At 73.7% G+C, this 25196-nt stretch carries 10 protein-coding genes and 1 tRNA gene; all 11 read right to left on the bottom strand.

What is annotated here, in order from left to right; translation table 11 throughout:
- Nucleotides 1–56: 56 nt before the first annotated feature.
- The 11 genes from ACFYZB_RS12260 to ACFYZB_RS12310 all read right to left on the bottom strand — a co-directional run bounded on the left by ACFYZB_RS12260 (nucleotide 57) and on the right by ACFYZB_RS12310 (nucleotide 25163).
- Nucleotides 57–13757 (bottom strand): SDR family NAD(P)-dependent oxidoreductase, encoded by a 13701-nt coding sequence (locus ACFYZB_RS12260; RefSeq protein ID WP_388757527.1) that lies wholly within the window; start codon nucleotides 13755–13757, stop codon nucleotides 57–59.
- Nucleotides 13758–13944: 187 nt separating this feature from the next.
- Nucleotides 13945–15672, bottom strand: coding sequence for a fatty acyl-AMP ligase (locus tag ACFYZB_RS12265; protein WP_388757530.1), 1728 nt, complete (start codon nucleotides 15670–15672; stop codon nucleotides 13945–13947).
- A 469-nt stretch (nucleotides 15673–16141) separates the two neighbouring features.
- Nucleotides 16142–17341 carry a VWA-like domain-containing protein gene (locus tag ACFYZB_RS12270; protein ID WP_388757532.1) on the bottom strand — a complete coding sequence of 400 codons (1200 nt, stop codon included), beginning with the start codon at nucleotides 17339–17341 and terminating at the stop codon, nucleotides 16142–16144.
- Nucleotides 17342–17364: 23 nt separating this feature from the next.
- Complete coding sequence (locus ACFYZB_RS12275; protein ID WP_388757534.1) at nucleotides 17365–18546, bottom strand: AAA family ATPase; 1182 nt, start codon at nucleotides 18544–18546, stop codon at nucleotides 17365–17367.
- The gene (locus ACFYZB_RS12280) at nucleotides 18543–20306 is read right to left on the bottom strand and encodes an ankyrin repeat domain-containing protein (RefSeq protein ID WP_388757537.1); all 1764 of its coding nucleotides are present in this window, start codon (nucleotides 20304–20306) and stop codon (nucleotides 18543–18545) included. The genes ACFYZB_RS12275 and ACFYZB_RS12280 overlap by 4 nt, the downstream gene beginning before the upstream one ends.
- Nucleotides 20303–21439, bottom strand: coding sequence for a gala protein (locus ACFYZB_RS12285; RefSeq protein WP_388757539.1), 1137 nt, complete (start codon nucleotides 21437–21439; stop codon nucleotides 20303–20305). The genes ACFYZB_RS12280 and ACFYZB_RS12285 overlap by 4 nt, the downstream gene beginning before the upstream one ends.
- Nucleotides 21440–21503: 64 nt before the next feature.
- Nucleotides 21504–21579, bottom strand: a tRNA-Arg gene (locus ACFYZB_RS12290).
- A 291-nt stretch (nucleotides 21580–21870) separates the two neighbouring features.
- The gene (locus ACFYZB_RS12295) at nucleotides 21871–22602 is read right to left on the bottom strand and encodes a DUF6308 family protein (RefSeq protein ID WP_388757542.1); all 732 of its coding nucleotides are present in this window, start codon (nucleotides 22600–22602) and stop codon (nucleotides 21871–21873) included.
- Nucleotides 22603–22898: 296 nt separating this feature from the next.
- Nucleotides 22899–23432, bottom strand: a complete 534-nt coding sequence (locus tag ACFYZB_RS12300; protein WP_388757545.1) for a hypothetical protein — start codon at nucleotides 23430–23432, stop codon at nucleotides 22899–22901.
- 153 nt (nucleotides 23433–23585) lie between these two features.
- Nucleotides 23586–24137, bottom strand: coding sequence for a hypothetical protein (locus ACFYZB_RS12305; protein WP_388757548.1), 552 nt, complete (start codon nucleotides 24135–24137; stop codon nucleotides 23586–23588).
- Between the two features lie 207 nt (nucleotides 24138–24344).
- On the bottom strand, nucleotides 24345–25163 hold the full coding sequence (locus ACFYZB_RS12310; protein ID WP_388757551.1) for a hypothetical protein: 819 nt from the start codon (nucleotides 25161–25163) through the stop codon (nucleotides 24345–24347).
- Nucleotides 25164–25196 lie beyond the last annotated feature (33 nt).

The following is a 25196-nucleotide window of genomic DNA, read 5'->3' on the forward strand; positions in this document are numbered from 1 at the left end:
ATGTGCGCGTCCTTCCCCTTGCCCTCGAAGTCCTCACCGGCCGGTGCGGGACGTCCTCACCGCTGTTCCCAGGACCGGAACGCCCTCAGGTGGTCCGGTGTGACCACGGCCTCCAGGCGCTCGTCGTCCTGGTCACCGCCGCCGAGCGCGGCCACCAGTCGCCGCGCCGGTACGTTGCGCTCCGTTCGCCCGGCCGTCAGCCGGACCTTCGCGCAGCCCAGTTCCTCGGCGCGGTCGGCCAGCCACTGCAACAGGCGCTCCTCGACTCCTCGGCCGAGCGCCCGGCAGCTCATCAACCAGGCCAGGACCTCGAGTTGGTCACCGTCCGCGCGCAGGGCGAGCAGGGCGATCTGGCCGTAGTCGCCGAAGCGGTCCCGGGCCGCCGCCGTCCACACCTCGCCCTGCTCCCGCCACCGGGCGACGTCGCCGCCGTCGGCCGACCGGGAGTGGAGCGTGAACTGGTTGGTGCGGCGCACGAGTTGCTCGGCCCGCTGCACGTCGGCCTCGGACAGCGCCCGGATGCCGACCTCCAGCTCCAGCTGTGCGAGGAACTCCTCGAACCCGGCGGTTTCGCGGACGGCCTCCCGCTCCCGCTCCTGGGCGTAGAACCGGGCCCGCAGCGCGTCCTCGGCGGTCGCCGCCGCGGGGACCAGCGGCCACAACCGGCCCAGGAACTCCTCCAGTTCGTCCGCGGACGGGCAGGTCACCGACAGCACCTGCGGCAGCGCGGAGCGCACCTTGGCGATCTCGGCGGGGTTGTCGTCCAGGAACAGGAAGCTGTCCAGGCCGAGGCCGAGCGTGCGCGCGGCCTCGGCCAGGCGGCCCGGCTTCGGTCCCCACGCGGCCGACAGCACACTGAAGTGCTCCGCCTTCAGCAGGCTGTCCGGGCGGTCCAGGACGGCGCGCACCGTGGCCTCGTCGTTGTTGCTGACGAGCGCCAGCAGCGCGCCCGCCTCGCGCCACTGCAGCAGCCTGCGCGCGAGCAGGGCGCGCGGACCGGTCAGGTCGACGGCCTCGGGGCCGACCTCGCCGGCGACCCCGCCCCACAGGGTCTCGTCGCCGTCCACCGCGATCACCTTGGGCGCGGGGCGCAGCACCGCGCGTACGACGTCGGCGAGGCGCAGCGCCACGGCCGCCTGGAAGGGCGGGGTGAAGGGCAGGTGGGCCAGCCGCTCGGTCCGCTCGTCGAAGGGTTCTGCGACGGGGTGGTGCCGGGTCCAGTCGTCGGGGCCGAGCACCGCGATGCCGGGCAGGCCGGCGAGGTCTGCGGCGACGTCGCGCTCCCACCGCATCAGGCGGTACTCCTGACGGGCGGCGGGCAGGAAGCCGACGATCAGCGGCTTGCGGGTGCGTTCGGCCAGGGCCTTCAGCGCGGCCGGGTAGGCGGTGCGCAGCTCGGCGAGCAGTGCGTCGTCGACCGGGCCGAAGCGCTCCAGGTCCACCGCGCGCAGCAATACCGCACCCACCGCCGTGGCGGGGTCGGCGAAGACGCCCGAGGGGTCCTGGAGACTCGCGAGCACGTGGTGGTACGGCGCCTCGGTGATCGCCGGTTCGCCGTTCCCGGCCCCGTCCTCGACGGCTGCCTCGCACATCAGCGGGAGGTTGCCGAGGGCGAAGGTGCCGGCGAGGGCCAGGGACCGGCGAGGTACGGGCGCCGTACCCGCGGGTGCCCGCGTGCCGGCGCGCACCGGTGCCGCAGGGTCCTCAGCCGCCTCCCCCAGCAACCGCAGGAACTCCTCCCCCAGCTCGGCGGTGGCCGTGGCGTCCAGGACGTCCAGGTTGTGGTCGAGCCGGACACTCGCCGCGTCCGGGGTCATGGTGATCATCAGGTCGAGGTCGGAGTAGCCGGTGCCGGCCGGCAGCACCTCCAGCCGGGTGAGGCGGCGCGAGGACCGTACGTAGTTGAAGTAGACCTCGACGAGGGGCGCGTTCTCCCGGTGCAGGCCCTGCCGGGCCAGGGTGGCCAGGACGTCGGAGAACATGGCGCCCTTGGCCAGGACCCGCTGCAGGCGCGCGTCGGTGCGGCGCAGCACTTCGGCGACCTGTTCACCCGCGCGGGCCTCGGCCGGGAACGGCACCGGCACGCCGAAGAAGCCCACCGCGTCGTACGCGTCGGCGTGGATGCGGGTGTCCACGGGCACGGCGAGCACGAACCGCTCCCGTTCCCGCTTTCCGGCCAGCAGCACCGTCAGGGTGCCGAGGCAGAAGGCGGCGGGAGTGACGGCCAGCCGGCTCGCGGCCGCCGCGACCCGTTCCATCAGCCCGTCGGGAATCGTCACGGTCACGCTGCCGGCCCGGTACGACCGGGTCGCCGGGCGCGGCCGGGCCAGCTCCAGGTCGAGCCGTTCGCTGCCGTGGAAGTGCTCGCGCCACTCGGCGCCCGCGCCCTCACCGCCCTGCTGGGCCTCGACGAGCAGGGCGATGTCGCGGTTGGTGACGGCGGCGTCGAGGGGGGTGCCGGACAGTTCCGCGTCGACCTCCCCGGCCACGAGCAGCAGCGACTGCAGGTCACTGACCGCGTGGTGGGCGCCGAACACCAGGATCTGGCCGTGTGCACCGCCGTCCACCAGCTCGAACCGCCACAGTGGTGTCGTCGCCAGGTCGAACGGCGGCTCCAGCAGGGCGCGCAGGTGCTGGGCGCCGTCGAGTGGGCCATCGGCGGCCGTGCAGCGCAGCACCGGCTCCGCCGGCTCCCGGTCCACGCGCAACTGCCGGACGCCTTCCTCCCCGGTGACGACGGCGGTGCGCAGGGCCGCGTGTCGCGCGACGAGCCGGTTGAGGATGCCGGTGAGCGTCTCCGGGGTGGTCGGCTCGGTCAGCCGTACGGCGAGGCCGATGCCGTGCGCCGCGTCCGGCATGCCCGGCCGGGCGCTGCGCAGCAGGCGTACGACGTCGCGCGTCGCGGGCCGCAGTTCGGTCTCCGGGACCTCCCCGGCGAGGTCGCCGGAGTCCCGCCGCGCCACGGCGCCCCGCTCCGGAAGGCCCTCGGCCAGGGCCTGGGCGAGGCCGCGGATGTCGGACGCCGCGAACACGTCCGCGGTCGGGAGCTCCACCCCCAGTTCGCGGACGAAGGCGTTGCGCAGCCGCACCAGCATCAGGGAGTCCAGGCCCAGTTCCTTCAGGGCCGTGGTCGCCGACACGTCGACCGCTCCTCCGGAGACCTCGCCGACCCGGGCCCGGACGTACGCCTCCAGCCAGGTGGCGCGGTCCTGGTCGGTCGTCGCCGCGAACACCTTCTTGACGAGGTCGTCCGAGGCGGCCGCGCCCGTCGGGAAGGTGACCAGATCGCCCAGGATCGGGCGGGTGCGCACGGCGTCGGGGACGAGCGTCAGCATCTCCTGGTCCAGGGCGATCGGAGCGAGCTGGCGGCGGGCGGTGGCCAGGACCCGCTCGAACAGCTCGCCTCCCTCCTGCGGCGAGAAGGCGACCAGGCCCGAGCGGCTTGTCTCGGCGGCCCGGGTGCCGGACCCGGCGACCATGCCGGCACCGGCCCAGGCACCCCAGTCCAGGCTCAGCGCACGGCGGTCGGTGCGGGAGAGGTGGTGTGCCCAGGCGTCGAGGAAGGCGTTCGCCGCCGAGTAGGGGCTCTGCCCGGCCGACCCGAGGAGTCCGGCCGCGGAGGCGAACAGGACCAGGCTCCGGGCCTCCGGGATCAGTTCGGTGAGCAGGGCGGTGCCCAGGACCTTCGGGGCGAGGACGCGCAGGACGCGGTCGTCGGTCAGGTTCGCCACCGTGGCGTCGTCGAGGACACCGGCCGCGTGCACGACCGTGGCGATCGGACCGCAGGCGTGCCGTACGGCGTCCAGGGCGGCCGTGAGGCTCTCCCGGTCGGCGACGTCGGCGCGGGCCAGGTGCACGGTGACGCCCCGCTCTTCCAGACCCGTGATCCAGTTGCCGGCCTCCGCGTCGGGGGCGCCCCGGCTCATGAGGGCGAGCCGGCGGGCCCCGCGGCGGACCAGTCGCTCGGCGACGACGCGGCCGAGGCCGCCCAGACCGCCGGTGATCAGGTGCACACCCTCCACGGAGGTCTCGCCGTGACCGCCGTCGTCCGGACGGGTGTGGGCCAGGCGCGGCACCAGGCGGCCGGTTTCGCGCAGCGCGACGAGCCGTTCGTCGTCGGCGTGCCTGAGCTGGGTCCACAGGGCGTCGACGCCGTCGGTGGGCGGCAGGTCGATCAGGGTGGTCGACAGCTCCGGGTACTCCTGCGCCACCGCGAGCCCGAAGCCCCAGGCGAGCGCCTGCTGCGGGTTGGTCACCCAGGTGCTGTCGCCGGCTGCCTGGCTGCCGCGTACGACCACGAACAGGCGCGGAGCCCGGCCCTGCGGGCGGCCGGCGAGGGCGCGCACCAGGTGCAGAGTGCTCAGGCAGCACAGCCGCGCCGCCTGCTCGGCCGATCCGGCGCCGCCGATCGCCGGGGCGTCGAGGGCGGTCAGCTGGACCACCTGCTCGGGCGGCCCGTCCGCGAAGGCCTCCTCCAGCAGCCGGGACAGGTGGTGCGGGTCGGCCGGATCGAGGACGTAACGGCCGGGACCCTCGGCGGCGAAGGCGCCGCCCCTGCGGGCGACGACGTGCGGCACCGAGGCGCCGAGCCGCTCGCCGAGCGCGTCCGCCACACCGGTGTCGTCGGCCAGGATCAGCCAGCTGCCCTGGACCGGGGGTTCCTGCGCCACCGGGCGCGGGTGCCAGCGGGTCTCGAAGAGGGCGCCGTCCAGCGGCGAGAGCGCGGCCAGCCGGAACTCCTCGATCTCCAGCAGGAGTTGCTCGTCCTCGTCCCAGATCCTGAGGTCCAGGGTGGCGGTGTCGCCGGACACGGAGCGCAGTTCGCAGCCGGCCCAGGCGGGCGCGGTGCGCAGGCCGGTGAACCGCAGCCGTTCCGCCCCTGCGGGCACGAACGCCCGGCCCTCGGGCGCGTTCCCGGGCAGGGCGGCCGTGTGGAACGCGGCGTCGAGGACCGCGGGGTGGAGCAGATGGCCCGCGGCGGGCCTGGCGGCCAGTCGGCCCAGGGCCGCCGAGTGGCCGCGGCGGCCCTGCTCCAGGCCCCGGAAGGCGGGGCCGTAGTCGATGCCGAGGGCGCTCAGCGCGGCGTACACCGCCGGCAGGTCCACGTCCTGCGCGCACTGCCCACGCACGGCGTCGAGCCGCACGCTGTCGACCGGCTCGTCGGCCGGGGGCTGCTCGCCGGTCACCGCGACGCGTCCGCTGACGTGCCGCTCCCACCGCGGGCGCCGCTCACCGGCGGCCGCGGAGGAGACGGTGAAGGACCGGAAGCCGTCCCGCGCGGGCCGCAGCACCAGCTGCACCCGTACGGGTCGTTCGGGATCCAGCCGCAACGGCTGCACGAACTCGATCTCGCTCAGCTGGACCTGGCGGCCGTCCTGCACCGCGGTGGCGGCCTCCAGCACCATGCCGAGGAAGGCCGCCCCGGGCAGCCAGACCTCGCCGTCCACCCGGTGGTCGCTCAGATAGGCGAAGCGGCTGTCGCGCAGGTCGATGTCGCTCTGGAAGAGGTGCCGGTCGGGCTCGTCGCTGGACTCGACGTGCGTGCCGAGGACCGGTGAGGAGCCCGTGGCGGTGGCCGGGGCGGGCGTGAGCCAGTGGCGTTCGCGGGCGAAGGGGTACGTCGGCAGATCGACGCGACGGCCTTGCGGGAACAGCGCCGGCCAGTCGGGCGTGTGGCCCGCGACGTACAACTCGCCGACCCTGCGCAGCAGGATGTCGGGGTCGTCCTGCTGACGGCGCAGCGAGCCGACACCGGCCACGTCGATCCCGGCTTCGGCCGCCACCGCCTCGATGGACGACAACAGCGAGGGGTGCGGGCTGAGCTCGACGAAGTAGCGGTAGCCGTCCTGCAGCATCCGTCGCACGGTGTCGGCGAAACGGACGGGCTGCCGGAGGTTGGCGTACCAGTACTCGGCGTCCAGCCGGTCGCCGGAGACGGGTTCGGCCAGCACCGTCGAGTACAGCGGGGTCGGCGCCTGTTCGCCCCGGATGCCGGAGAAGCGGTCGAGCAACTCCTGGCGCAGGGGGTCCATCAGCGGGGTGTGCGAGGCGAACGGCGTCGACAGCCGTCGTACGGTGATCCCATGCTCCTCCAGGTGGCGGCGCAGCCCGTCCAGGGCGTCGGCGGTGCCGGAGACGGCCGTGGAGCCGGCGCTGTTGACCGCGGCGACGAACAACCGGTCGGCGTACGGGGCGAGCAGTTCCTCGGTCTGCGCCCGCGGCAGCTCCACCGCGACCATGCCGCCCTGCCCGACCAGCGGGACGACGGCCTGGGCCCGCCCGGTCACCACGGCCACGGCATCGTCCAGGCCGAGGGCGCCCGCGCTGTAGGCGGCGGTGATCTCGCCCAGGCTGTGTCCGACCACGGCGTCGGGGGCCACGCCGAGCTGCCGCCACGCGGCGGCCAGCGCCGCGTTGACCGCGAACAGCACCGGTTGCAGGCACTCGGTCCGGTGGAGCGGGGAGAACTCCTCCGGCGCCCGCAGCGCGTTGAGCACCGACCAGCCGACGTGCCGCTGCACCGCCTCGTCGATCCGGGTCAGCTCCTCGCGGAACGCCTCCGAGCCGGCCAGCAACTCCACGCCCATGCCCGGCCATTGGCCTCCGTGACCGGAGAAGACGAAGGCCACCTTGCCCGTCTCCTCCTCGCGCGGCGTGGCCGGCTGCGCCCGTCCGCTGCCCACCGCGTCGAGCGTGGCGCGCAGTTCGTCGGCGTCGCCCGCCGTGACCGCCGCCCGCCAGGCGAAGTGGCTGCGGTGCCGGGCCAGGGTGTAGGCGACGTCCGGCAGCGCGGTGTCCCCGGTCAGGTGCCGGGCCAGCCGTGCGGCCTGGCCGCGCAGCGCTGCCTCGCTCCGCCCGGACAGGACGAACACCCGCTTTCCGTGAGGGAGTTCGCCGGTGGGTTCGTGCGACGGCGCGGGCGGTGGGGCCTCCTCGACGATCACATGGGCGTTGGTCCCGCTGATCCCGAAGGCGCTGACCCCGGCCCGCCGGACGCGCTCGCCCGCCGCCGGCCAGGGCACGGCCTGCTGCAGCAGCTTCAGACCGCTGCCGTCCCACTCGACGTGCCGGCTGGGTGTGCGGGCATGCAGGGTGGCCGGCAGCATCTGGTGGCGCAGCGACTGCACCACCTTGATCAGCCCGGCGATGCCCGAGGCGGCCTGCGTGTGCCCGAGGTTGGACTTGAGCGAGCCCAGGTACAGCGGGCGGTGCGGGGCGCGGGAGTCACCGAAGACCTGCGCCAGGGCGTTCGCCTCGATCGGGTCGCCCAGCGTCGTGCCCGTGCCGTGCGCCTCCACGTGGTCGATGTCGGCGGGTTCGAGGCCGGACAGCTCCAGGGCCCGCCGGATCACCTGTTCCTGCGCCGGGCCGTTGGGTGCGGACAGGCCCTGGCTGCGGCCGTCCTGGTTGACGGCCGTGCCGCGCAGCACCGCCAGCACCTCGTCGCCGTCCCGCCGCGCGTCGCTCAGCCGCTTCAGTACGAGCATGCCGGCGCCCTCGGCCCAGACGGCGCCGTCGGCGTCGTCGGAGAAGGAGCGGCAGCGGCCCGTCGGGGACAGGCCCCGCAGCCGGCTGAACTCCACGAAGGTCTGCGGGGTCACCATGAGCGTCACACCGCCGGCCAGCGCCAGGTCGCACTCGCCCGACCGCAGCGCCTGCGCCGCCAGGTGCACCGCGACGAGCGACGACGAGCACGCCGTGTCCACCGTCAGCGCCGGGCCGTGCAGCCCGAGCGCGTACGCCAGCCGGCCCGATGCCACGCTGAGCGCCGACCCGGTGCCGACGTACCCGTCCAACTGGTCGAGCCGGGAGCCCGACAGGTAGTCGCTGCCGAACATGCCGACGTACACGCCGGTGGTGCTGCCCGCCAGTTCGGCGGGCACGATCCCGGCGCGCTCCAGCGCCTCCCACGCGGTCTCCAGCAGCAGCCGCTGCTGCGGGTCCATGGCGGCGGCCTCCTTCGGGGTGATGCCGAAGAACCCCGCGTCGAAGGACTCGATGTCGTCCAGGAAGCCACCCTCCCGGGCGTACGACTTGCCCGGCGTCTCCGGGTCGGGGTCGTACAGCGACTCGACGTCCCAGCGCCCGGCCGGGAACGGACCGACCGCGTCACGGCCCTCGGCGACCAGCCGCCACAGCTCCTCCGGGTCGCCCACGCCGCCCGGCAGGCGGCAGGCCATGGCCACCAGGGCGACCGGCTCGTCGTGCGCCGTGGTGCGGGTGTGCGGCGTGGCGGGCGCGGGACGGTGGGCGGTGGGGCCGCTCGTCGCGGTCACGGTGGCCAGCAGGTGTTCGGTGAGGCGGGCCGGGGTGGGGTGGTCGAACAGCAGGGTGGCCGGGAGCCGGGAGCCGAGGCGGGCACCGAGGCGGTTGCGGAGCTCCACCGCCGTCACCGAGTCCATGCCGAGGTCGCGCAGCGGCTGGTCGGCGCGGACGGACTCCGCCGAGCGCAGACCGAGGGCGCGGGAGGCCTCCTCGCGGACCAGGGCCAGGACGCGGTCGGCGCGCTCGGCCCGAGGCAGCCGGGCCAGCCGGTCCGCGAGGCCGTCCGCGCCGTCCTGCCCGGTGCGGGGCGCGGGCAGCAGCGAGCGCCAGAGCGCGGCCGCACCGCCGCCCGCGCCGGCCGTGGTCTCGCGCAGGCGGGGCAGGTCCAGCGCCCAGGCGACCAGGTGCGGGGCGCCCCGGCGCAGCGCGAGTTCGACGAGGTCGCGGCCCTGTTCCGGAGTCAGGGCGCGGTGGCCGAGGCGGGCCATCCGCTCCAGGTCGGCGTGTTCGGCGGCGAGGCCCTCGCCCGCCCAGGCGCCGAAGGAGAGCGACACCGCGGGCAGTCCCAACGCACGCCGATGGAAGGCGAGCTGGTCGACGAAGGCGTTGGCGGCGGCGTAGTTGGCCTGGCCCGCGTTGCCGACGACACCGGCGGCGGAGGACACCAGCAGGAACAGGTCGAGCTGCGCGTCCGCGGTGAGCCGGTGCAGATGGGCGGCGCCGTCGGCCTTGGGGCGCAGCACCCGCGCGAGGCGTTCGGGGGTCAGCTCGGCGACCACCCCGTCGTCCAGGACGCCGGCGCAGTGCACGACGCCGCGGAGTTCGCCGACGACGGGACCGACAAGGTCGGCCAGGGCCGCGGCATCGGCGACGTCGCAGGCCGCCACCTCGACCTCGGCGCCGAGCGCCGTCAGTTCCGCGGTGACCTCGGCCGTGCGGGGGTCGTCGGCTCCGCGCCGGGACGTCAGCAGCAGGCGGGGCACGCCCTGTTCGGCGAGGAGCCGGGCGATGTGGCGTCCGACGGCGCCGAGGCCTCCGGTGATCAGTACGGTGCCGTCGAGGGGTGTCCGTGCGCGGTCCGTGTCGGCGGCGCGGGCGCGCACGAGCCGGGGCACGAGGTAGGTGCCCGCGCGCCCGGCGAGTTCGGGCTCGTCCCGGTGAGCGACGGCGGCGAGCAGGGCAGCCGCGGGATCGGTGTCCTCGAGGTCGAGCAGCGTCAGCCCGAGGTCCGGATGCTCGGCACGGGCACTGCGGGCCAGGCCCCACAGCGTCGACTGGGCGAGGCCCGGCACGGTGTCCCGGTCGTCGGCCGCGACCGCGCCGCGGGTCACCCAGATGGTCCGGGCGGGTGCCTCCTCCTGTCCGGCGAGTGTCTGCAGTTCGGCCAGCGCGGCTTGTGTCACCTGCCGTGCGGCGGCGGCCGTTTCGGCGTCCTCGGCCGGTTGTGGCCAGAACCGCACGAGCACGTCGCCACCCGTGTCGCGGCACTGGATCCCCGCGGCTTCGAGGCCGCGCAGGGCCGCGGCGACGTCGGGGTCGGACGGATCGCCGACGACGGTCCAGTCACCGGCCGGTGCCTCGACGGGCGGTTCGGGCGCGGCCGTCCAGACCACCTCGTACAGGTGCCGCCCGTTGCCCGAACCGCCGGCGAGGTCCGCCGGGCTCGCGGCCCGCAGCCGTACCCCCTCCAGCCGGCCCACGGGGAAGCCGTCGGCGTCCCACAGCGTCACGTCCAGGGTGAGATCCCTGCCGGCGGCGCCGGTGCTCCGCACGGACACGGTGAGGTCGTCGGTGCCGCAGTGCGACAGCGCGGCGCGGCCCACGGAGACCGGAAGGAGCACCCGGCCGTCGGCGGCGGCGCCCTCTTCGAGGGCCGCGGCCACGTGCAGCGCGGCGTCCACCAGGGCCGGGTGGACCGGGTAGGGGTCGGCCGGGTCGCGGGCCACGGACGGCAGCGACAGCCGGGCCAGCAGCTCGCCCGCGCCGGTCACCACCGCCTCCCGTACGCCCTGGAAGGCCGGACCGTAGCCGAGGCCGAGCCCGGTCAGCCGCTCGTAGGTGTCCGGGCTCCAGGCGGGCTCCGCCCCCTCCGGCCACTCCGGCGGCCGCCCCGGCACCGGGGTCGCCCCGGCCGCCGAGGCGGTGGCGTGCAGGGTCCAGCCGGTGGCCTGGCCGCGCGGGCGGCTGTGCACGGTGATCTCCGGTGCCGGGCCGGCGGTGACCACCTCGACGGACACCTCGACCGTGCCTGAGGCGGGCAGCACGAGGGGCGCGAGCAGCAGCAGGTCGGTCACGTCGGCCGGGTCGTCCGGGCGGGCCACGGCGAGGGCGGCCCGGCACAGCTCCAGCAGGGTCGTGCCGGACACCACGGTCTGCCCGAACACGGTGTGGTCGGACAGCCAGTCGGCGGTGGCCGGGGACCACTCGTTGCGGAAGGTCCAGCGGGTCTCGTCGGCCGACTGCAACTGGACGCCGAGCACCGGGTGCGCGGCGCGGTCGAACAGGCCGGGCCCGCCCGGAGCGGACTCGGGTTCGATCCAGTGACGCCGGGTGTCCCAGGCGTAGGTCGGCAGGTCCGCCCATACGGTGTCGGCGACCAGGCGCCGCCAGTCCACGCCCCGTCCGTGGACGTGCAGTTCGGCGGCGGCACGGTCCAGGCAGGCGGGTCCGTCCTCGTCGCGGCGCAGGGAACCGACGGCGACCAGCTCGTGGCCCGATTCCTCACCGATCGTGTGCAGGGCGGTGAGCAGGGAGGGATGCGGGCCGAGTTCGACGAAGTGGCGGTAGCCGTCGGCCGCCATGCGCTCCACCGCGGGCGCGAAGCGGACGGGTTCGCGCAGGTTGGTGTACCAGTAGTCGGCCTCCAGTTCCCCGGTGACCGGCTCACCGGTGACGGTGGAGTACCAGACGACCGACGTGGGGGACGTGGTCACGCCGTCGAGCTCGTCGAGGATCGTCGCGCGGACCGGCTCGACCCGGGCGCTGTGGGAGGCGTAGTCGACGTCGAGGCGGCGGACGAAGGCCTGTTCCCGGTCGAGTTCGGCGAGCAGGCCCTCCAGCGGCTCCACGTCACCGGCGATCACGGTCGCCCGGCCGCTGTTCACGGCGGCGACCGATACCCGGCCGCCGAGACCGTCGAGTCGGGCGGCGACCTCGGTGTGCGGCAGGCCGACGACGGCCATGGCGCCGGTGCCGGACAGCTCGGTCAGGGCCCGGCTGCGCAGGGCGACCACCGCGGCCGCGTCGTTGAGGCTGAGCGCGCCGGCGACGCAGGCCGCGGCCACTTCGCCCTGGCTGTGCCCGATCACGGCGTCCGGCCGGACACCACGGGCCCGCCACACCGCGGCCAGGGACACCATCACCGCGAAGAGCACCGGCTGGACGACGTCCACGCGGTCCAGGGACGGAGCTCCCGCCTCGCCGCGCAGGACCGCCGTCGTGGACCAGCCGGTGAACGGTCGCAGGGCGGCGTCGCAGCGGTCGAGTTCGTCGGCGAACACGGGATCGCGTTCGAGCAGGTCACATGCCATGCCGGCCCATTGGGCGCCCTGGCCGGGGAAGACGAAGGCCACCTTGCCCGCGGGCAGCGTCCGCCGGGGGCCGGCGGTCGGGCCGGGGTCGGGCCGGCCCTCCGCGAGGGCCCGCAGCGCGGCCAGCAGTTCGTCCCGGCCGGCCGCCTGGACGACGGCACGGTGCTCGAAGTGGGAGCGGTGGTGGGCCAGCGTCGCGGCCACGGCGGGCAGTGGCAACTCCGGCTGCGCGACGAGACGTGCGTGAAGTCGGTCGGCTTGACCGTGGAGCGCGGGGAGCGTGCGGGCGGAGAGCGGGAAGAGCGTCGGGCCGGTCGGCTCCGCCTCCGTCCCGGCCGGTGCGACGACGTCCTGCGGTGCCTCCTCCAGCACGACGTGCGCGTTGGTGCCGCTGATGCCGAACGCGCTCACCCCGGCCCGCCGCACGCGGTCGCCGCCGCGCGGCCACGCCCGGGCGCTGCCGTGCACGGCCAGGCCGCTGCCGGCCCAGTCGACGTGCTCCGTGAGGGTCTCGGCGTGCAGGGACGGCGGCATGAGCTCGTGGCCGAGGGCGAGCACGGTCTTGATCACGCCGCCGATGCCCGCGGCGGCCTGGGTGTGACCGATGTTGGACTTCAGCGAGCCGAGGCCGAGAGGCCGGTCGGCGCGGCCCGGTCCGAAGACGGCAGCCAGCGCGCGGCCCTCGATGGGGTCGCCCAGCCGGGTGCCGGTGCCGTGCGCCTCTACGTGGTCCACGTCGTCCGGTGCGAGTCCGGCGGCGTCGAGCGCGGCGCGGAGCACCCGTTCCTGCGCCGGGCCGCTGGGGGCGCTCAGCCCCTGGCTGCGGCCGTCCTGGTTGACGGCCGAACCCTTGACCACGGCGAGCACCCGGTCGCCGTCGCGGCGAGCGTCGGCGAGCCGCTTGAGCAGCACCACACCGCAGCCCTCGGCCCACACCACGCCGTCCGCGTCGGCCGAGAAGGGGCTGCACCGCCCGGACGGCGACAGCCCGCGCAGCCTGCTGAACTCCACGTGTCCCCGCGGCGTCACCAGCAGGCTCGCGCCGCCCGCGAGCGCGAGATCGCACTCACCTGCCGCCAGCGCGCGGGCCGCCAGGTGCAGGGCGACGAGGGAGGAGGAGCAGGCGGTGTCGACGGTGACCGCCGGGCCCTGCAGTCCGAGGGTGTAGGCGATGCGCCCCGAGGCCACGCTGGTCGCCGAGCCCGTGCCGACGTGCCCGTCGAGCTGGGCCAGCGAGGCGGAGGCGAGGTAACCGCTGTCGTACAGGCCGATGTAGACGCCCGTGGAGCTGCCGTGCAGCGTCCCGGGGACGATCCCGGCCCGCTCGATCGCCTCCCAGCTGGTCTGCAGCAGCAGCCGCTGCTGCGGGTCCATGGCGTCGGCCTCGCGGGGCGAGATCCCGAAGAAGGCGGCGTCGAAGCGGTCGATGCCGTCGAGGAAGCCGCCGCGCAGCGTGTACGCCTTGCCGGTGGCTTCGGGGTCGGGGTCGTAGAGGCCCTGGGTGTCCCAACGGCCCGTCGGTACCTCGGAGATGGCGTCCGCACCGGCAGCGAGCAGCCGCCACAGTCCTTCGGGGTCGTCGGCGCCGCCGGGGAAGCGGCAGGCCATGGAGACGATGGCGATGCCGTCGTCCGCCGGCCGCGGCGGAGCCTCGGCGGAGACCGGGCCGACCGCCGGGGCGGGCGGCTCGCCGAGGACCGCGTCGGCCAGCGCGGCGATCGTGGGGTGGTCGAAGACGAGCGACGGCTCCAGGGTCCGGCCGGTCCGTGCGGAGAGTTCGGCGGCCAACGTCACCAACTGCCGTGATCCCAGCCCGAATTCCGCGATCGGCCGGTCCGGGTCGACGGCCAGCGGGTCGAGCCCGGCGGCCTCGGCGACGGCCGCCCCCAGCCAGGCCCGTACGTCCTCGGCGGTGGTGAGGGGCGTGATGGTGGACTGCTTCAGGGGCTCGTTCGCAGGCATCTGGGCAGGTGTCCTCAGCAAGGGTGACGCGGGCGGATTCCGCACGACCGCGTGGGGCAGCGGTGCACGGCTGACATCGGGTGACGTACGGCTGAAGTCGGCGGACGTGAGGCTGAAGTCGGGGGGCGTACAGCCGCGGAGGGCGGACGTGCGGCCGGCGCGGGCGGGCGCGCCGACGGCGGCGGGGTCATCCCGTGACGGGCACGTCGACCAGGGCGAGGGTGCCGTCGAGGTAGGCCGCCCGGGATGCGCGGCGCTGGATCTTCCCGCTGGACGTCTTCGGGATGGTGCCGGGGCGGACCAGCACCACGTCCCGTACCGACAGGCCATGGGCCTGGCCGATCGCGCTGCGCACCAGGTCGGTGATCTTCTCGCCCTCACCGGCCGCCTCGGGCGCCACCTCGGCCACCACGACGACCTGTTCGCCCTCCACACCGCCGGCGTCCACGGAGAAGGCCGCGGTGCAGCCGGGCCGCAGTGCCGGGTGGGACAACTCCGCGGACAGCTCCAGGTCCTGCGGGTAGTGGTTGCGCCCGTCGATGACGACGAGGTCCTTCAGGCGGCCGGTGACGAACAGTTCGCCGTCACGCAGGAAGCCGAGGTCGCCCGTGCGCAGGAAGCGGTCCTCGCGGCCGGTCAGGGTGGCGCGGAAGGTCTCGCGGGTGGCGAGGGTGTTGCGCCAGTAGCCCTTGGCGACGCTCGCGCCGGCGACCCAGATCTCGCCGACCTCGCCCTCGGGCAGTTCCTCCTGCCGTTCGGGGTCGGCGATCACCACGGTGATCCCGGTCTCGGGCCGGCCACAGCCCACGGCGGCCGCGTCCGCCTCGCCGGCGTGCGGGCCGGCCTCGGCGGCCTCCAGCAGGGTGGGCGGGGCGTCCACCGCGCCGCCGGTGACCATCAAGGTGGCTTCGGCCAGGCCGTAGCAGGGGTAGAACGCCTCACGGCGGAAGCCGGCCGCGCGGAAGGTCTCGGTGAACCGTCGCAGCGTGGCCGCGCGCACCGGTTCGGCGCCGTTGAAGGCGACCTTCCACGCGCTCAGGTCGAGACTGTCGACCAGGTCGGCGGTGGCGTGCTTCAGGCACAGTTCGTAGGCGAAGTTGGGGCCGCCGCTGGTGTGCGGCCGGTAACGGCTGATCGCGGTCAGCCAGCGATCGGGGCTCTGCAGGAAGTGCAGCGGCGAGAAGAGCGTGGCCGTGGCGCCCAGGTACAGCGTGTTCAGCACCGGGCCCATGAGGCCCATGTCGTGGTAGACGGGGAGCCAGCTGAGGATCAGTTCCCGGCCGTGCTCCGCGAGGGCGTCCGGTGTGTGCCCCATCCGCTCGGTGATGATCCGCTCGTTGTCCAGCAGGTTGCCGTGGGTGACCACCACACCGCGCGGGGCGGAGGTGGAGCCCGAGGTGTACTGGAGGAAGGCCACCGAGTCGGCGGTGAGGTCGGGGGCGTGCCAGGAGCCGGCCGCGTCGTCGGGAATGTCCTCGGTGGCGACGAGGGGGAACCTGTCCAGGTCGGGCAGGTGCTCGGTCCATGTGCGCAAGGCGCGGACGACCTCGCGGCCTCCGAGGACCACCTTGGCGTCGGAGTCGGTCATCAGACGCTTCATCCGGATGAGAGCGCGGTGGTTCTGCGACCGCCCCTGCGGGGGCACGCCCGGCACGGCGACCACGCCGGCCGCGAGGCAGCCCAGAAAGGCGGACACGAACTCCAGGCCGGGCGGATAAAGCAGCAGGGCGCGCGAGCCGGCCAGGCCGCGGTCCTGAAGCCAGGCGGCGACGGCCCGGGAGCGGTGGGCCAGTTGTCCGTAGGAGATCTCCTGGGTGTCCCCGTCGCAGTCGCCGGTGAGGAGGTACCGGTAGGCGGTGCTGTCGGGCTGTTGCTGGGCGTGTACGGTCAGTAATTCGACCAGGGAACGAGCCATGTATCGAGTCCCACCTGTCCGGGTCGACGGATGAGGGAACTGGAGTTCGACGGCCGCGTGACACTCACACACAGAAGCCGTCGACCCGGCCCCCTTGCCAGGTCATCCGTCTCGCCACTCGCCCGGCGGCGAGATGGCCACAGGTCTCCCGTGTCCCCCCACTCAGCTTGCTACCAACGAGTAACACCATAGCAAGTCCCACCGGTCGACGGGTCGAACACATGTAAACGCTGTGTGTCCAACAGGAGTTGACTGCCCGCTGGACAACTCGCCGGCGCCGAAGGCGCACTCGCGAATCCCCCGACGAACGGGCGGAGTTCGTGCGTCAGCGGATGCACCCCCGCTGCGGCTGCCGAGCACTTGGTCCGACCAGGTCAGGTGGCGTGCAAGCCCAGAGCTCCCGGCATGCCGGCCGCGTCGCGTGCCCCGCCCGGCGGAGCTTCACGCAGGAGCAGTGGCCTCCCCGCGCTCAACTGCCGCCGACCCGTACCGTCTCCACCCAGGACGGTGGAGGGTGAGCCCCCTCACCGATCAGTGCGGCGATCAACCGGCAGGAGGCGGGCTCCGCCGGCCACGGGGTCAGTCCGTCGGTGAGAACGACCACGATGCCGGGACGGTCGGGCCGTGCCAGTGCCGCGTCGATGCCCACCCGCATGTCGGTGCCGCCCCCGCCGGCCAGCGCGACCTCGTCCACCGAGGTGACCCGGGACACCGCCTGCACGTCGGCATCGCAGGCCAGCACGGTCACGCGGTTGCCGCGCACCCCGACCTCACTCAGCACACCGGTGATCTCTCCGAGGGCGGCGTCGAGTTCCTCCTTCCCCATCGAACCGGAGGTGTCGACGACCACGGCCACCCGGGGAAGCGGCCGACGCAGGCTGGGAAGGACGACGCCGCGCAGTGCCGGGGTACGGCGCGACGGACGACGGTAGGTGTAGTCGACGGCCCCGCCTGCCCAGGCCGCCGCCTCGCGGATGGCCCCGGCCAGAACCTGCCTCCAGTCCACGGTGGGCTCCAGAACCTCGTCGGCCCAGCGCTGCCAGCCATGCGGGAGGGCACCCCGGGCCCGCTGATGGGCCCGCATCGCCTCGGCGGTGATCCGGCGCAACGCCTCCGCCTCGACGGGTCCGAGCCGCGCGGGACCGTCGCTCCCGTCGAGCTCCCACGGTGCCGGAGAGCCATGGGCTCCCGAGCCGCAGTCGAGCACCACGTCGCGGCTGTACGGTATTTGGGAGAGGTATGCCTCGAACATGCCGCCGGTGGGCAGGCCGAAGAGGCGTGGCTCCATCCGGCCGGTGGGCAGCGGAAGGCCGTCCGCGATCAGGTCGTCGTTGATCTCGCAATCCTGTGCGACGTTGAGCCGGCGAGCGTCCCGCTGGTCACCCGCGGGCAGTCGGCCGGCACGGCCGTGATGGTCACGCAACAGATGTGCCACCTCGTGGATCCACACCGCGGCCAGTTCCGCGACCGGCGTGGTCTCGACGAACCCGGGCGAGACGTAACAGCGCCAGTGACGGTCCACTCCCATGGTCGGGACCTGCGAACTCGGCACGATGGTAAGGGTGTACAACGCGGAGGCGAGGTACGGCCGGTCGGTCGCCGCCCGGTAGCGGGCGGCGAGCAGCTTGGTCATGTCGAGTCGGACCGGTGCCCCGTGAGGCTGCGTCATGCGCCTTGTCCTCGCCGTCCGGGTCAGTTGCCGCCGGGCAGCGCGCCGGACAGCTGCAGCAGGCCGAGAAACGCCTCGATGCCGTCCGGCACACGCCAGTCGGTGTCCCGCAGCGCGGCCAGATCGACCGCCGCGCGGGCGGCGACGTCGGGCACCCCTCGGTCGACGGCCTTGGCCAGGACGGCCCAGCAGGCCTCCCAGCGCTCGCGGGTGAGGTGGCTCTGGACCGCGGCGACCACCGCGATGAGGAAGGCGAGCTGACGGTCCCCCCGCTCCGGCAGGGCGAAGGCGTCAGGGTTGGCCAGGACCCGGTCAGGATCCGGCAGATCGAGGTTCTCGAGATAGGACAGAAACTCCATTCCGGCCCCGTCACCGACCGCTCCGGTGAGCGCGGCGGCCACCGCCTCGTGGCCGGCTCCCGTCGCGTACCCGGTTGCGAGCAGCTTCAGCGCCATCTCCCAGGTGCGCGGCGAGGGCCAGGCGCGGCCGCGGGACTCCGCGTCGCCCGGCAGGTGGTGGACCAGACCGGGCCGTGCGGTGAGGAAACCGGAGACGGCCCCACGCGCACGGGCGACGGCGCCCGGCACCTTGGCGTGGTCGACGACCGGCACCGTGAACTGTGGCCAGGTGCCCGTCATCCCGCGAGCGACGGTGCGGGGGTCGTGCGTCCAGTGGAGGTGTACGAAGCGGTTGGCGAGCGGCGGGCTGAGGTGCCAGCCGTCGGCCGCGCTGGACGGCGGATTGGCCGCGGCGACGATCCTGACCGGCTCGGGCAGGACGAGGCTGCCGACGCGGCGTTCGAGGACCACGCGCAGCAGGGCGGCCTGCACGGCAGGCGGGGCGGAGGACAGCTCGTCGAAGAAGAGCAGGCCACGTCCGGCGCGGCGGAGTCGTACCGCCCAGTCCGGCGGGGCCATCGGCACACCGGTGGTGGCCGGGTCGTCGCCCACGATCGGCAGCCCGGCGAAGTCGGACGGCTCGTGGACGCTGGCGATGACGGTCTCCAGCGGGCAGCCGAGCCCGGCGGCGAGCTGCTCGATGCCGGCCGACTTCCCGATACCGGGCTCGCCCCACAGCAGCACCGGCTGATTGGCCGTCACCGCCAGGGACAGCGCCTCCAGCTGAGGGTTGGCCGAGGGTTCGCCACGGCGGGCGCGGAGGCGGGCGTTGAGGTCGTCCGCCGCGTCCAGGGGGCTGGTCGTCACTGGTTCTCGTCCTCGTCCGTGTACTCGTCGCGATACTCGTCCCACCACTCGTTGCCGATGCCCGGGTGCTCGGCGCGGACCCGCTGGGCGAGGAAGTCCAGGTCGGTCCGCTTGTACCGCCGGATCGTCTGGGCGAGCGACAGATCCGTCCCGCTGTAGGCGTCGGTCGGGGCGACGACGTCGATCCGGGCGCCGGCCGTGAGCAGTGCTTCCACCAGCGCCCGCGAACCGCCGTCCTGGACGACCGAGTACAGGGGCGTGCGGCCCTGTCTGTCCTTCGCCTCCAGGTCGAGGCCGGCCTCCAGGAGCCGAGGCAGCAACACCTCGTGTTCCAGCAGGTGCAGCACATGCAGCAGCGTGCGCCCTCTCGCATCGCGGACGTGCGGATCCATGCCCGCGTCCAGCAGGGTCAGGACTCTCGGGGTGTCGCCGTGCTCCACGCACAGGAACAGTTCCTGCCGCTGGACCCGCAGCGCCTTGGGCAGCCGGCCCTCGCCCGACCGCCACGCCTGCTGAACCGCGAAACAGCCGGTGACCGCGCCGCCGAAGGCCCGCATCGCCTGCTCCCGACGCTGCTCCTCCTCGGTGTGCGGCATGTCCAGCCGCCCTTCACGCAGGGTCAGTCGATGCCAGGCCGCGCCCCGGCAGCGTACGCGGACGGACTGTGGGGCGCCGGGCCCGGGCGGACCGATGGGGCCTTCGCCGACGGGGAGTCGGGGGAACAGGGACGAGGCGACCAAGGGGTGCAGGTGACGGGGCTCCACTCCCCCGACGCGCAGCAGGTCGAGATCGGGCAGCCGCCGCCAGACGCCCTGGGCCAGGGCGCGCGTTCGCTCGGCTTCCGCGCGGCCCACCACCCGGACTGCCAAGTCACCTCCCGGGCACATGCGTTCAAGGAGTACGGCGCTGAGCCAGTCGCCGGCCACGAGCCACCGTTCCTCACCGGTGCGCGCCGTGATGCGCCGGAGTTCACGGTCGATGCCGGCCAGGTCGAGTGCCAGCCGCTCCACGATGGGGAGCGGTTCCCTCTCGTGCCACGTGTTGATCTTGACGGGGGCCAGGTCCAGCCCGATGCCTGCGGCGGCGAACCCGGCCTCGACGCCGTCCCGTTCACGGAGCAGCGTGATCCATTCGGTACGGGCGGCGGTGTCGTCGGGACCAGGGTCCTCGACCGGCAGCTCGGCCGGATCGCGCAGGGTGCCGTCGGGGCGGAAGAAGGGTGCGCGGTCCGGGCCGCCGCCGCAGCGCTCCCGGAGCTCGTGTGCGTACCGGGCGTCCCACAAGTGGCGGGCCACGGTCCAGTCCTCGGTTCCGGGGGCCGAACGGTATGCCCCGGTCCGGAGGCCAGGCTTCCCGAATCGGAGCGACACCCGCTGAGGCCCCTTGGTCATCGAGGGCGTGGTCAGGTGCAACTGCGCGTCGTCGGCGCCGTAACCGGCCAGGACGACGGTCCGCGCCGTGGCCAGCGTGGTCCGCCCGCCCAGCGCCCGGGGCAGATGCCAGCGGACCAGGTCGGGCACCAGGTGCCGCAGGTCCTCCTCGAGCCGGACGGCGACCTGGCGGCCGTGCGTACGGGAGATGTCGTCCAGGGTGAAGGTGACGTCCACCAGGCAGACGGCACAAGCTCCGGCCCAGTCACCGGCACGGCGGTGCTGCTCCGACTGCTCGATCATCCACCGGGGTACGGCATGGCGCCGGATGCGCCGCCAGGACGACTGCTCGTCCCGGGGGAAGGCCGCGGGGACCGCGCGCGGGGTCACCGGTAGACGCTCCCTATCATGCGCAGATCGGGGTGCACGGCGGACGCAGGCCTCAGGCAGCGGGCGAAGGACCGCTTCACCTTGCGCGGCAGACCCGGCCCCAGCCCCACGTATTCCAGGCAGGACCGCTCCTCCACCATGGACAGCAGGGCCTTGGCGCCTCGTCCGGTCAGGCCGGTGTGCCGCAGTTCCAGGCGACGCAGCGGGCTGCCGGGCAGGGCCGCGGCCAGGGCGTGGACACCCGGGTCGCCGATCGTGTTGGCGGGTGCGCCGAGGCTCCGCTCGGACGGCGGACGGCCCAGGTCGAGCACCTCGATGCCGCCGAGGGCCTCCGCGAGTGCCTGTGTGCCGGCGGGCCCGATGCCGTTACCGCCCAGGCCGAGGCGGACCGGACGCCCGGGGTCGCCGGCGACCGCGGCAAGGACGGCGGCGCCCTCGTCGCCGAGGTGGTTGGCGGGCAGGTACAGCTCGCGGACCCCGGCGTCGCGGACGAGCGCGGCGAGCAGCGGCGCGGTCTCGGCGGTGAGCCCGTTGCCCCCGAGGAACAACCGCTCCACGGGACGGGAGCGTCCTGTCAGGGCCTCCAGGAGGGCGCGCAGTCCGTCGGGGCCGACCCCCGTGTTGACCAGGTCGAGGGTGCGTAGCGTGGAGTTGGTGCGGAGCATCGCGCCCAAGGCGCGGACACCGTCGTCACCGACCGGGTTGCGCTTGAGCCACAGGGCGTGGACCGTTTCGTCCGAGGCCAGCGCCTCGGCGAGGGCCATGACGCCGTCCGGACCGATCCGGTTGCAGCCGAGGTAAAGCGTGCGCAACCCGTGCCCGGGCTCGAGGGCACCGGCGACGGTACGGGCGCCGCGGTCCCCGATGGCGTTCGTTCCCAGAAGCAGGTGAACCGCGTGCGGCGAAGCGGCGGCCACGGGCAGCAACCTGGTGACACCGGCCGCCCCAAGTCCCTGCTTGCACAGATCGACCCGCCCGTCCGCCCGTACGGTGCCGAGCGGAAACGTCTCGTCCGCGGCGACGGGGAGCGGCGACTCCAGCCGGACGAGGAGCTGATCGAGTCGCACCGGTTCGGCGAGCGGAATGTCCCGGTACTCAACAGCAGGGCAGCGTACGGGCGTCGGCTGCGTCATCACCACTCCACCGGTCCGTCCTGGCCGACGCCCCGGCACGGGGCGGACGGCGGTATCGCAAGGGTGGCAAGGCCGGTCGGATTCGAACCGACGTCCTCCAGCTCGCAGCTAGGGCGCGACGACCTCTGCGCTACGGCCTTGCCGCTCGTGAGCATAACGGCTGTCGCAGACATGTTCGATCACGGGGTCGCACCCGCGCCCGCACCCGACCTGCGGCCCCAAGGGTAGCCAGCCAGGGCCGGGGAGCGCCGGATCGGCGATGGACCTCGACGCCTGCCCGGTCAGCACCACCAGCCGGCGGCGGAGTCGGCGTCGACCTACCGGCCGCCGAGCTGCAGCTCACGCAGGTAAGCGCGGAGCTTGGCGAGGTCGAAGTCGCGGTCACGAGGCCGCGGCCGACCGCGCTTGGCCTCCAGAGCGTCGGCCACGCCTCACTGCTCCGGGCCGCCGCTCAGGTCGCCGGGCTCAGGAGTATGAACCCGGCGCCCGCCGCCGAGGTTCCATGCGACGACGTCCAGAACGCGCAGCACGCTCACGTCGTCCGGGGCGCAACCCGTCAGCGTCTTCCACGTATCGGGCTGCTCGTCCAGGTCGCGCGCCACGGCGTCGCCGAGCAGTCGGAGGAACTCCGCCCAGGTGCGCCGGGGCGACTTCTTGATCGGATAGTGAGCACCGGGCCCGCAGTAACAGGCGTAGACCTGGGTGTCGTAGAGCGGCAGGAACAGGGGACGCTTGCGGTGCATGATCTTCATCAAAATCGTTCCGCCCACTCCGCGGAGCGGGGCCGGACCGTCGAGCAGCCCGCCGATGCGGCGCAATGGCTCCGCGTGCACGCCGGAGGCGACCGCATCCTGCAGCGTGAGCCTCGGCGGGATCGCCGCGAGCACTGCCTCAAGTTCCGGGCGCACAGCTTGGAGGTTCAGGACGGCATGTAGCTTCGGCGCAACGTTCAGCAGCACCGGTGCCAGCAGGTCCCCGTCGTTGAGTTCGTTCGGCCCGCTGCCGGTGTCCATCCGGTCGTAGACCGGGAACGCATACGGTCTGCCCTTCGCGGCGGCCGCGGCCGACCGGTTCGCCTCTGCGTCGAAGTACTGCCCTATCCACTGCCTGGCCTGGTCCAGGGCCACGCTTCGGCCGCCGACACGCACGGTCTCCCCGCTCATGTCCCCCTCCCCGTGCCGCACATGCGGCAGGGGGCAAGTTAATCAGGCAGCGCCTCGCGCAAGGGAATCACGGCATCATTGATCCGCGTCCCAGTGCGCCTTCGCCAGCTAGGTGCGCAAGGGCGGCGACAGTGGTGCGCGTAGCGGTCGGTGAGTAGGCGTCAGGCGCGCAACGGCACCTCCGGCGACCACTACGAGGACTGAAGCAGGCGACTGACGGCAGGCGACTGACGCCAGAGCGTCGGCGTACAAGCCGGGCCGGGAGCCGCCGTTGATCACGGAGGCGACGTGGTGCGTCAAGAGCCGGCCAAGTCGAACCCGAGGGCGACGAGCGAGGCCAGTGCGCCGGGTGCGCCCGCGCCGAAGGCGACCACCATGGCCTGGCCGATCGCCACGTCGTAGGGATCGAGGCCGGGGGACCAGATCAGCCGGGCGTCGATGCCGGGGATGGTGCGGAAGAGGCCGTACGAGCTCAGGGCGCCGTGCGCTTCGGCGATGGGTGTGCCGTTGCGCAGGAGGCGGGCCCGGCACAGGCCGGTGGGCCGCAACTCGTAGGTGCGCTCCCCCACCACGGCCGTGCGGGTGCGCGTTCTGCGGCGCAGGGCCCAGCGGCTGTCGCTTCCCCGGCGTGTGGGCACCACCTGTCCGTCGACCTTGATCCAGCCGTGCTCACGGTCGGGCCGAACCGTGACGGTCGGCATGCCGGGTCCCTGGACGAGCGCGATGACGGAGGGCCGGCGGTCGTAGCTGATCCGTATCGGCCCGAACGGGCTGTCGGCCGTACGGTGCTGGGACAGCCGGACGGTAATGCGCTTGCTGAAGATGGACATGGTCGTATCGACTCCTGAGACGGGGAGTTGGGACGGGAAGTGCGGGCGCGGCGACGTCGATCACCGTCAGCTGCGAGGTGGCCCGGGATGATGTGGCATCGCCGTGGGGACCGGGTGGTGGGTGGGCAGCAGTGCCTCGAATCCGTCACGCAGTTACCGGGACCGGTCGGGCCGGGCGGTGTAGGCGACGACGGCCCCGTCGAGGAACTGGAGTGTCACCACGGCGCCGCCGCTCGGATCCTCCCGCCCGAGCCACACTCCGCCGAGGGCGGTGGCAGGCACCCACCCCCGCTCGGACTCCGGGCCGGCACCGCGCCACCGGTGCAGCAGCTTCCGCCGACAATGCTGAACGAGGTCGGTGCGCCGCACGTCGTCGCCGTGGGTTGCCTCTGGGTCTTCATCGTCTCGGCCTGTTACGCAGCGCTCCTCGCGCTGCTGCGGTGGGCGGCCGGGGTGGTGGGGAGCGTGATGCTCTTTCTCTTCGTCGTCGTGACGCTCGCGGATCCAGGGAAGGGAACCCGCAGCGGCCGGCCACACCAGCGAGGCCCCGTACCGTGCGCACGCCCCGACCGCCGCGCCGACGGCCACCACTGCCGCGATCGGTCCCTGCGCCCGCCAGGACTGCTGCCGCCGCTGGGCGGGCACGCGGAGATCGACGCCGGGATCCGTGGGCTCGTCCGCCACCTTGGGGTTCGGGGCAGTCATGAACGTACGTCTCCTACTCGCCGGGGCCCGCACGTGTGCGGGCACGCACCATCGCAAGTAGGGACTGTTGGCGGCACCGATGCCGCGGTTCGGGTACGGCGAGCCCCACCGCCGCGCTGCGATCACCGATCACAGCCGAGCACCAGAGTAGCGCCACCCACGATCGGCAGGCGCCCGGCGTCCGGGTCCTGGACGATCAGCCTGCTGTCACCGCCGTGGAGCCGCCTCCGGCTGATGATCGGCTTGCCCTTCAGCTCGGGGAGCGTCGTCCAGCGTGCGGGTCTGCCGTTGCTGCGTGAGCTGCTGGTGACCCACCAGGATCGCCAGCACAGCGAGCAGGGCGCCGGAGGTGAGGGTGGTCCCCACCCCGAGGCCGCCCTGTGCCACAGGCTTTTCCACGGCGTTCTCGGCGACCGCTCCGAGCGGGCGGGTCAGGACGTAGGCCGCCCAGAACAGCACGGTGCCGGAGATCGGTGACACGTAGTGTGCGGCGAGGATCAGCAGCATCGCCCCGCCCAGCACCAGGGCGCTGTCGCGGAATCCGATGCCGAGACCGTCGGAGAGGAAGTCCCCGCTGGAGGTGCCCAGCGTGTTGGACACGAGCGTCGCACTCCAATACAGGATCTCGCCCTTGGTGGTGGCGATGCGTTCCACGTCCATGGTCTGGCCGGTCGCCCGCCACCCGATCAGTACGAGGACGAGCAGGCTCGTCAGGACGGTCGCGCCACCCGCATACCCCAGGCCCGCGGTGCGGTTCATGAAGTCCGACATCGCGGTACCCACGATGCTGGTCGTCAGGATCACGGACCAGAACACCACAGGACGGAACCGGTCGGTCCTCAACTGCATGGTCAGCGTGAGGGCGAAGGCCGCCAGGAAGACGAGTGCGCTGGTGGCGTACCCGAGGTTCAGGGGCGTCATCGACACGAAGTTCGACACCGACTCACCCAGCGTGGTCGCCACGATCTTGATCGTCCAGAAGAGCACGCCGACCATCGGCAATTTACTCAAGGGGATCTTGCTCACCGAAGCTCCTGTCCGCAGCCGGCCTGGCGCCTG

This window comes from Streptomyces sp. NPDC001852 (assembly GCF_042891825.1).
Classification (GTDB): Bacteria; Actinomycetota; Actinomycetes; order Streptomycetales; family Streptomycetaceae; genus Streptomyces.